This is a genomic window from Streptomyces sp. NRRL WC-3549 (assembly GCF_000721935.1).
Lineage (GTDB): Bacteria > Actinomycetota > Actinomycetes > Streptomycetales > Streptomycetaceae > Streptomyces.
Genome location: NZ_KL585394.1, coordinates 1 through 4,146 on the forward strand (window position 1 = coordinate 1; position 4,146 = coordinate 4,146).

The 4,146-nt window shown below is 72.7% G+C and carries 5 protein-coding genes; 2 read left to right on the plus strand and 3 right to left on the minus strand.

Annotated features, from left to right (window positions below; genetic code table 11):
* The 3 genes from IH13_RS0110575 to IH13_RS0110585 all read right to left on the minus strand — a co-directional run.
* The coding region (locus tag IH13_RS0110575; protein ID WP_031083204.1) for a DUF3492 domain-containing protein at positions 1 to 397 on the minus strand (397 nt) is incomplete at its 3' end.
* 230 nt (positions 398 to 627) lie between these two features.
* Entirely contained in the window at positions 628 to 1,992 is a 1,365-nt protein-coding gene (locus IH13_RS0110580; protein WP_031083205.1) for a DUF3152 domain-containing protein, read from the minus strand.
* Between the two features lie 8 nt (positions 1,993 to 2,000).
* Complete coding sequence (locus IH13_RS0110585) at positions 2,001 to 2,969, minus strand: alpha/beta fold hydrolase (RefSeq protein ID WP_031083206.1); 969 nt, start codon at positions 2,967 to 2,969, stop codon at positions 2,001 to 2,003.
* Between the two features lie 110 nt (positions 2,970 to 3,079).
* Between IH13_RS0110585 and IH13_RS0110590 the strand changes: the two genes are divergently transcribed.
* Together IH13_RS0110590 and IH13_RS0110595 are read left to right on the plus strand one after the other, a co-directional pair.
* Positions 3,080 to 3,298 carry a hypothetical protein gene (locus tag IH13_RS0110590; RefSeq protein WP_031083207.1) on the plus strand — a complete coding sequence of 73 codons (219 nt, stop codon included), beginning with the start codon at positions 3,080 to 3,082 and terminating at the stop codon, positions 3,296 to 3,298.
* 167 nt (positions 3,299 to 3,465) lie between these two features.
* Positions 3,466 to 4,107 carry a TetR/AcrR family transcriptional regulator gene (locus IH13_RS0110595; protein WP_031083208.1) on the plus strand — a complete coding sequence of 214 codons (642 nt, stop codon included), beginning with the start codon at positions 3,466 to 3,468 and terminating at the stop codon, positions 4,105 to 4,107.
* Positions 4,108 to 4,146 lie beyond the last annotated feature (39 nt).

Here is a 4,146-nt window from a genome sequence, read left to right on the forward strand (position 1 = left end):
CCGTCGCACCGCCCGCCGCCGCATCGCCAGCCGCCGCGCCGCCCGCCGCCGCACCGGCGCAGAGCGCGCCGACGAGCGCCGTCACATGCGCCGTGTAGGACCGGCGCTCCCGCCGGCCGTACGCACGCCCCAGGCCGGTGGCGAGCCTTCCCGTCAGGCCACGCGCCGGACGCGCCTGGGCGGAACCGACGCCCGGGGTCCACAGCGGAGCCGTCCGGACCCGGCCGATCCCGTCCGGGAGCCTGACCCGTCCCTGCTGCTCCTGACGGGCGGAGCGGCTGAGCGCGTAGAGGTCGAACTCGTGCTGGGGCAGGCCGCGCACCAGACGGTCGCACCAGAGCCTGGACTCACCCGTCGCATACGGATAACCACCGTCCGTGAGGAGTCCGATCCGCACGAGTACACCCCCGATCTCCCTTGTGAGCGGCCGACGTTGATCGGCGACCAGCAGCGGGACGACCGTAAGCGGATACGCCGGTGGTGCGACGGACGGTTGTCCGTCGCACCACCGAAAGGGGTGAACCGGCGTAACTTTCCCGCCCCCGTCGCGTTCAGTCGCGACAGGAGGTCCCGTCGTCACTCGGAGTCAGGCTGCGGCCAGCCCCTCGGGGGACGCGGGACCTGCGGTCAGGTGCCGGGATGAACCCAGGGGTTGGGCCGGCAGGTGATGCCTTCGAGGTCCAGCGTCTTGGTCTGCTGCTGCATCACGGGCGCGAGGGAGCCCGGCGTCCGGCAGCTCTCGTGGTTGTGCCCCAGCCGGTGGCCGACCTCGTGGTTGATCAGCATCTGCCGGTAGATCAGGAGTTTGTCCGGGCCGAACGTCGAGGCGCCCTGCGCCCAGCGGTACGCGTTGATCATCACGCGGTCGGTGGCGGCGGAGTCGCAGGAGACGTTGTCCACGGTGGTGTCCAGGCCCGACTTCGCGCACCAGAGCGCGGTGGTGCCCGGACTGGCGAGCGTGATCACGAAGTCGGGCTCGCCGGAGGAGATGCGTTCGAACGTCATGGCGCCGTTGTGCGCCCAGCTCCGGTCGTCGTTCAGGGTCTTCTGCACGGCTTCGGCGAAGAGCCCGGCGTCGAGACCGAGCCCCTTCTCGACGTCGATGCGGTACCGGTACATGTGGCCCTTGCCGGGCGCCTTCGCCAGCCCCGGGACCGCCTCGAACGTTCCGGAGGCCGTCAGGTCCGGGGCGAGCGGATAGGGCTTGGCCATCTTCTGGGCGTACGAGAGGGGCTGGGCCTCCACCCGCTGGGCCTGCGGATCCGACCGTTCGTCATGGCGGGAGACGTCGTCCTGAGAGGTGTCCCGGTCGGCCCCCGCGGCCCGGGAGCCGCCGGAGGGCCCTCCGGAGTCCTGCGCCACCTGCCCGGCCACGACGACCGCGAGCACCGTGGTGACCGCCGCGGCCGCGATGCCGGTGAAGGTGCGCCCCTTGCCACCCCTGGCGTCCCGGGTGGCACCGGTACCGTCGCCACCGTCCGGTCCGGCGGCCGCCCCCGGGGCACCCCCGGGCGTTCCGGCTCCGTCGGCCGCCGCCTGCCGAGGGGGGGTTCGGCCGGGGTCGGGCGGGGCGGCGTCGAACGCCTCGACGAACTCCCTGCGCGGGCCCGGTATGAGCGGGGCACCTGCCGTGGGGCCGGGCGCCGGGGCGCGCCGGGTGGCGGCGCGCTGGGCGGCCTGCTGCGCGGTCAGCTGCCGCGCCACCGCCTGCCGGGCGTGTGCCTCCTGGCTCCGTGCGGCCTGCCCCCGCGTCGCGTCGTACCGGGGTTGCGGGCCGGTCCCCCAACCGCCGCCCGGCTCATGCTGTTCGGGGTGCCCGCCGCGCACCCGGGGATCGTCGTGGGACGGGGCGTGGCCGTCCCCGGGGGCCGGGACGGCGGCGTCGCGCCTGCGTCTGCCGCGCCCCGGCCCGGCGTCGGCCCCGGCCTCACCGCCGCCGGCGGCGGCCTCTCGCCCTGTGGCCTCAAGGCCCTTACGACTGTGTCGTCCCACGCCCCGGATCAGCTCCTGCCGCGTTCGTCGAGCAGTTCCCGGAACGCCTGGGCGATCGTTTCCGGGTACTCCATCATCGCCACGTGCCCCGCGTCGGGCAGTGTCAGCAGCCGCGAGTCGCGGAAGGCCGCGGACGCTCTGCGTGCCATCCGGTACGAGACGAGCTGGTCCCTTCCGCCGTACACCAGCAGGGTCGGTGCCAGCACCCTTTCGGCCTGGCGCCACAGTCCGTGCTGTCCGCCCAGGGTGTAGGCATCGACGATGCCCCGGGCCGAGCGCGTCATGGCGTCCCAGAAGTACGGCAGTTCCAGCCGCCTCTCCATCTCGGCCACCGCATGACGGAAGGCTTCCTCGGAGACGCGCGCCGGATCGCCGTAACAGAGTGCCATGACACCGCGGGTGCGCTGCTCCGCCGTCCACTCACGAGTGAGCCGGGCGAACAGGGAAGCGACGCCCGGGAGTGCGAGGAGTCCGGTGGGCACGGCGGGCCGCTGTACCCGGATCTCGGGCAGCGCAGGCGAGATCAGCGTCAGCGTGTGCACCAGGTCCGGCCGCACCGCCGCGACCCTGGTGGCGACGGCGCCGCCCAGGGAGTTGCCGAACAGGTGGACGGGGCCGCGCCGTTCCGCGTCGAGCAGCCGGATCACGGCCCTGGCGTGCCCCGTGACCGAGTAGTCGCCGTCGTCCGGGGGCGGGGAGTCGCCGAAGCCGGGGAGGTCGACGGCGTCACCGTCGACCACGTCGGCCAACAGCGGCATGAGCGCGGACCAGTTCTGCGAGGAACCGCCGAGTCCGTGCACGAGGAGCGCCGGGGCGAGCCCTTCGTCCGCACCGGGGCGGGATCGGACGGTCAGGGTGAGGCCGGGCAGCTCGACGGAGCGCAGGTCCTCCCCCTCCGCGACCCTGACGGCGCTGACCGTGGGGGCCACGGCGGCAGCGGCGGCGGCACGGGTCCCGGACAGCTCGGTCGAAGACATGCGGCAATGTTACGAGACGATCACACGCCGATTCATGTGTTCGCGGTCACAGGCCGCATAGCAACACTGGCGTGTTGCTCCTAGGCTGCAAGGGAAGGAAGGGAGCTCACATGACGGTCGACCCCACCGACCCGGACACCTTCGAGGACACCCCGCCGGAGGACGAGCGGGACCAGGAGGCCCCCGAGGCCGACTCCGCGGAACAGCGTGCCGACGTCCACCCGGAGCGCGACGAACCCCTCACGGACATCGACCGGAACACCGCCAACGAGGCGGACGCGGCGGAACAGGCCCGCGTCGTCCCCCAGGACGAGGACGATTACCGATAATACGTTCCGCTTTGTCACATCACCCGGCGGACCCACGGCTTCCACAGCCGTCCGGTCCGTGAAATTCTGCGTCCGCGCCGCGCACACCCGGGTTACTCAAAAGTACGATGGCCCCATGGCGCGGCATGCACGGACAGCTGGGCCGGAACACATATTTGGGAGGCGGCGTGACAGCCATCGAGCAGACCGAGGCAGCGCGCCCGCGGGGCACCCGGCTGCCCCGCCGCGCCCGACGCAATCAGCTGCTGGGCGCCGCGCAGGAGGTCTTCGTCGCCCAGGGTTACCACTCGGCGGCGATGGACGACATCGCCGAGCGGGCCGGGGTCAGCAAGCCGGTGCTCTACCAGCACTTCCCCGGCAAGCTCGAGCTCTACCTCGCCCTGCTCGACCAGCACTGCGAGTCGCTGCTCCAGTCGGTCCGTACGGCCCTGGCCTCGACGACGGACAACAAGCTGCGCGTGGAGGCGACGATGGACGCCTACTTCGCGTACGTGGAGGACGAGGGCGGGGCGTTCCGCCTGGTCTTCGAATCGGACCTGACCAACGAGCCCGCGGTGCGCGAGCGGGTCGACCGGGTCTCCCTGCAGTGCGCGGAGGCCATCTCCGACGTGATCGCGGGCGACACCGGGCTCTCCAAGGAGGAGTCGATGCTCCTCGCGGTCGGCCTCGGCGGTGTCTCCCAGGTGGTGGCGCGGTACTGGCTCTCCAGCCGGTCGGGCATCCCCCGGGACACCGCGGTGCAGCTGCTGACCTCGCTGGCCTGGCGCGGTATCGCGGGGTTCCCGCTGCACGGCACCGACCCGAACTGATCCGCCCGCCCGCACGGCGGTGCACCGCGCCCGCCGGCG

Bases quoted from the DNA above. Each gene is read 5' to 3' on its own strand.
- IH13_RS0110585 (WP_031083206.1), bottom strand. From the start codon at position 2,969: ATGTCTTCGACCGAGCTGTCCGGGACCCGTGCCGCCGCCGCTGCCGCC.
- IH13_RS0110590 (WP_031083207.1), top strand. From the start codon at position 3,080: ATGACGGTCGACCCCACCGACCCGGACACCTTCGAGGACACCCCGCCG.